Below are 4,691 nucleotides of genomic sequence, written 5' to 3' on the forward strand. Positions count from 1 at the left end.
CCCGCCATGACCGGCCCAGCGCGCGCCATGCAGCCGGATCAGCCGGTCGAGAAATATCTGCGGATCGGACTCGCCGCGCCTGACGACAACGGCTCCCCTTCGCCGGGCGGCTCGCTCGGCGCGGCGCAACTGACGTCTTCGTCTCGCCGGAACAGAATAGGCCAGGGTTCGATCGCCATCGAGCGGCAGCACGGGACAGGCGGCCTGCGCCATCGACCGGCGCTCTTGCGCATTCGGCAGCTCAAGGCTCAGCGACACGGCATCGGCCGGGAGGTCGGGCAGGATCCATTGCGACCATTCGAGCGAGAGCACCGCGTCGGCAATGGCGGCGCCAGCCTTCGCTTCCAGTTCCGGCACGCACAAGATGTCGAGGTAGTCGCTTAGAGAAATGCCGATGGGCAGCAGGCGCTGACCGCGATCATGCCTTTCGACATAGAGCGGCGCCAGGCCGGCGAGGGCGTCTCCACTCCACACTGCAATGGCCGCAAGGTCGCCGGGCGCGAATGTCCGCCACCACGGAATGAGCCAGGCAGGAGACTGGAACGGCGTGGCCGAGATGCTCCGCCGCCAGAGCCGCCACCAATGCGGCTCCAGGTCCTCGAATGCTCTCGCGTCACGAATGATCTCGGTGCGCAGACCGCCCATCAGCCGGTTCCCAGCAAGGCGCGACGGGTGCCAAGCTTCGCCAGCGCTTCGTAGGCATCCATGTAGGATGCGGTCATGCGCTCAAGCGAGAAGCGGCGACGCGCCTCCGCACGGCATGCCTCGTGGTCCAGGGCTCCGGAAGCGATAATGGCCTTCGCCGTCTCCTCGACGTCATTGACCAGGAACCCGGTCCTGCCGTGCTGGACGACATCGGGAAGGGCGCCGTTCGGGAACGCGACGACCGGTGTGCCGCAGGCGAGCGCCTCCATCGCGACAAGCGAGCTTGTTTCGGGAGCAAGGCTGGGAATGACCAGGCAGCGTGCGGTGTTGAGCAGCCGCCGCTTGGCGCAGAAGCCGAGTGGCCCGAGGAAACGCCGCTGGCGATCGAGCCGAGGGCGGACCTCGTCGGCGAAATAGCGCAGATGGGTTTCGTAGGGATAGACCTGACCGGCGATCGCCAGAGGCATGCCAGCGCGCTTGGCTGCCTCTATCGCGAGATGGATGCCCTTTTCGGGACAGATGCGGCTGAGCACCAGCGCGAAATTGCGCCGCGACCGAAGCTCGTTCAGCGCATGGACATCGACGCCGTTCGGGATAGGCCGTGCAAGTCTCGATCCTGCCGGCGCCGTCCTGTGCTGCGCCGGCGAGACCGCATGCAGCCACAAGTCCTCGCGTGACGGCGCCAGCACCTCGGGCGGGTACCAGCCGAGTGGCAGGTGCAATGTCACCAGGGTGGGACCGTCGTCAGGCAGATAGGCATCGAAATCGATCCCGTGGAGGTGAACGACGTCGATCGGCCAGCGCGCCCGGGCGGTCGCGATCGCATCGCGATGCGCCTGATGAGCTCGGTCCTTCGCCGCCTCATCGAGCACTCCCGCCTCGGCTGGTGTTTCCACCAGGACGCCGGCCGTGCTTGAGCCGTGGCAGGCGACGACAACCGAACGGTGGCCTTTTTCAACCAGCGCCCGATCCAGCGCCGACAGCACCTGCTCGGCCCCGCCGACCGCATCCGGCCCGACGGGCGCGAGAGGGTAGGCGACGTTGAGGACAGTCAGTGTCATCGTTGATCTGGGGCCTCACCAAGCCGCCGACACGCGCTGCGTCGGCGCCATCTCGTCGCCGATCGCGGGAGCATAGCGGCGGATCATCTCCGCGCAGAACTCGGCGAATTCCTCGGGGATCTGGGGTGGGCTGGTGTGGTGAGGCTGCAGGCCCCGATGTTCCGGCGTGAAGCAGAAGGTGACGGTGACGTTGAAGTCGGCCAGCGCTTCCATCTGGCGGTCGAACCAGTCCAGCGCATTCGGCCGAAAACTGTCGGCCCAAGACAGGCCGGTGCGCAGGTGGGTGACACCCAGACGTTCCATCCAGGCAACAGCGTCGTCCAACCGGTGATCCTCATAGTGGAACCACTGCACCAGGCCCATTTGCGGAGTGTGGCGCACGAATTCCTCGAGCGCCGGCTTGGGCGTGCCGTCCTCGCGAAGCAGGCCCATGTAGAAGTGCCTGTAATAGGACGAACCTTCCGCCTCCCGATGGCGCGTCGTCGCTTCCCAGGAGCGCGGCAGATCGTAGAGGCTGTACCACTGAACGCGCGGCGCAAGTCCGAGCAAAAGCTCCGCTGTCCGGCGCAAGCCCCAGACTTGCACCTCCTCGGCGCCAAAGGTCGACACACCGACCTCGCTGACCCAAACCGGAATGTCGGCGACCGTCGCGATCTCTCCGAGCTTGTGCGGCCACTCGTGGATTTGCCAGAGGTTCCAGTCGAGCGGGAAGCCATGCACGGCGACCGCGTCGACATGGTCGAGCACGCCGAACTCCTTCATGCGTGTCATGAACCCGGCATCGATCGGCGAAATGCCGCCCAGCACCTTTGTGATGGCAGGATTTTCCCGGCCGATGGCATCGGCCGCCAGGGTCGCCATTGTGGCAAAACGGCTCCAGTCGGGGTCGAGCTCAGGGTCCCAGTGCGATTTGTTGTTGGGCTCGTTCCAGATCATGGCGGCTTCAATCATGGGTCTCTCCTTTCGAAGGATAGACGGCGGCGCTGCCGGCCGGTTCGCCGGACGCGCGGCAGAAATAGACCTCGTCTTCCGGGTGGAGCAGGATCTCGAACCCGGCGCTGCGCAGCATCGCTTCGGTGCAGGCGCGGTTTGGAATCCACCAGTTGGTCGGGTCGTCCGCATAGCGATGCTCGATGAAGTGCAGCTTCGGAAACTCGGGCTGATCGAAGAGGTCGCGTGTCCAGAAATGGTAGTTCTGCTCAAGCGGCAGGACTTCGTTGCTGCCCCGCTGCATCGACTGGAAGATCATCAGGTCGCTCGCGACATGGCCGCGGATCAGGTCGAGCGCCAGCAACGGGTGGCGCAGGTGGTAAAGCACGCCCATGAACAGCACGATGTCGAAGCGCTCGCCGAGCGAGGCGACGTCGTAGACCGACAGTTCCCGGAACTCGATCTCGCAGTCGGCGATCTCGGCGGCGAAACGCGCCTGGGCGAGATAGGCTTGGTCGAAGTCGATTCCCAGCACGCGATCGGCGCCACGTTTCTTCATTTCGATCGAGTAAAAGCCGGCATTGCAGCCGATATCGAGCACCGACTTGCCCGAAAGATCTGTCGGAATGGCATCCGCGAATTTGCGCCATTTGATCAGCGGATAGTTGCCGAGGAAATGATCGGGAGCAGTCTCCACGCCCGCGAGCTCCATATTGTGGAACCACGGCCCCAATGCGTCGATGCGGCGGCGTATTTCCGTGCTGGAATGCAGCATGGCTAAGCTCCTTCGCCTGGAACGGTTGGCACTGCCGGACAGTCCTGCGATGCGAATGTCGGCAGGGTCCCGTCATCGATGGCGTCGTTGCTTTCGAGCAGCCTGAGCGCCGTGCGATAGCCGTTGAAGGTACCGACATCGACATAGGCCGTCCCCGCCTTGACGCCGTAAGCTTCGCCTCCGCCTGCGAGATAAGCGTTGACCAGCGTGCCGAAATACTCGTCGACGCCGTCGCGCTGGCGCCACAGGGCCGCCAGTTGATGAAAGATACGGCCCGGCATCTTGAAGGCGCCCCAGACCCAGTTTGTCGCGGCGTCAGCTTGCTTGACCTGGATCTGCTCGACCCGCCCGTTCTCGTCGAGGACGACGGCGTCGAACAGTTCCGGGCGATCGACCGGAAACATCAGGAAGGACAGCCGGTCGTCGGCCAGACGGCAGAAGCCGTCTTCAGGGAACCAGATCGTGTCCGGCAGGCCGATCAGGACCGTTTCGTCCGGCGTCACGAGCGGCGCGGCGCGGAAGATCGCGTCGCAGAGTCCGATCGGAGACGGCTGCGCCACGAAGATCGCCGCGGCGTCGCCATAGCCGGCGGCGTAATATTCGAGGATGTCCGACTTGCCGGAACCGATGATGAAGCAGATGCGGTCGACGCCGTTGCGCACCATGCGCCGCACCAGATATTCGCTCACCGCGCAAGGGCGTTCGGTCTGGCCGTCCAGGCGGCTGCCGACCGGCAGCAGCTCCTTGGAGAAACCCAGCGGCTGAATGCGGCTGCCACGACCGGCGGCAGGCACGATGCCAAACATCAGACAGCTTCCTCCATTGTGCCCCTCGACGTGGATGCAAAAGCGTCGTTCAGGATGCGGTCGAGTTCGGCGGCGCGATGCGCTGAGGTATGCTCGTCGAGGACACGCTCCCGGGCGCGGCGGCCGAGCGTTGCGATCTCATTGTCGGACAGGCCAAGCGCGGCAACGACGTCGCCGGTGCTGTGCGCCAACAGAATCTCGCTGCCGGGCGTGAAGAAACTGTCGAGGCCGGCCCAGTCGTCGGAGATGATCGCGGCGCCGCACGCAGCCGCCTCGAACAGACGGCCTGACGGGCACCAGCCCTGTCGCGCCATCGCTTCGCGGGTGACGTTGAGCGTCAGGCGCGAGGAGGAAAAGAAGGCCGGGTGGTCGGCGGGGGGCAGGTGCCTGACGAAATAGATGTTGCTGCTCCAGGGGAAGTCCTGCGGGTACTGCGCCCCGCCTATGACGAAACGGCGGTTCGGCAGTCGGGCC

General features: G+C 65.1%; 6 protein-coding genes. All 6 read right to left on the reverse strand.

All coding sequences use genetic code 11. The features are described from left to right. The coding region (locus EOA27_RS22950; protein WP_127257264.1) for a glycosyl transferase at positions 1–645 on the reverse strand (645 nt) is incomplete at its 3' end. Next, complete coding sequence (locus EOA27_RS22955) at positions 645–1,706, reverse strand: glycosyltransferase family 4 protein (RefSeq protein WP_126079206.1); 1,062 nt, start codon at positions 1,704–1,706, stop codon at positions 645–647. The genes EOA27_RS22955 and EOA27_RS22950, both read right to left, overlap by 1 nt. Before the next feature lie 15 nt (positions 1,707–1,721). Further along, positions 1,722–2,657: a beta-xylosidase gene (locus EOA27_RS22960; RefSeq protein WP_126079205.1), complete on the reverse strand. Its 936-nt coding sequence runs from the start codon at positions 2,655–2,657 to the stop codon at positions 1,722–1,724. Continuing rightward, entirely contained in the window at positions 2,650–3,411 is a 762-nt protein-coding gene (locus EOA27_RS22965; protein ID WP_126079204.1) for a TIGR04290 family methyltransferase, read from the reverse strand. Before EOA27_RS22965 ends, EOA27_RS22960 begins: the two co-directional genes overlap by 8 nt. 2 nt (positions 3,412–3,413) lie before the next feature. Beyond that, positions 3,414–4,217: a sugar phosphate nucleotidyltransferase gene (locus tag EOA27_RS22970; protein ID WP_126079203.1), complete on the reverse strand. Its 804-nt coding sequence runs from the start codon at positions 4,215–4,217 to the stop codon at positions 3,414–3,416. Further along, on the reverse strand, positions 4,217–4,691 hold a 475-nt coding region (locus EOA27_RS22975), incomplete at its 5' end, for a glycosyltransferase (RefSeq protein WP_145970482.1). The genes EOA27_RS22970 and EOA27_RS22975, both read right to left, overlap by 1 nt.

It is taken from the genome of Mesorhizobium sp. M2A.F.Ca.ET.037.01.1.1 (assembly GCF_003998075.1).
GTDB lineage: Bacteria > Pseudomonadota > Alphaproteobacteria > Rhizobiales > Rhizobiaceae > Mesorhizobium.

What these genes read in the sequence shown, in the direction of transcription:
- EOA27_RS22955 (WP_126079206.1), bottom strand. Translation starts at nt 1,706, where the DNA reads ATGACACTGACTGTCCTCAACGTCGCCTACCCTCTCGCGCCCGTCGGG.
- EOA27_RS22960 (WP_126079205.1), bottom strand. Translation starts at nt 2,657, where the DNA reads ATGATTGAAGCCGCCATGATCTGGAACGAGCCCAACAACAAATCGCAC.
- EOA27_RS22965 (WP_126079204.1), bottom strand. Translation starts at nt 3,411, where the DNA reads ATGCTGCATTCCAGCACGGAAATACGCCGCCGCATCGACGCATTGGGG.
- EOA27_RS22970 (WP_126079203.1), bottom strand. Translation starts at nt 4,217, where the DNA reads ATGTTTGGCATCGTGCCTGCCGCCGGTCGTGGCAGCCGCATTCAGCCG.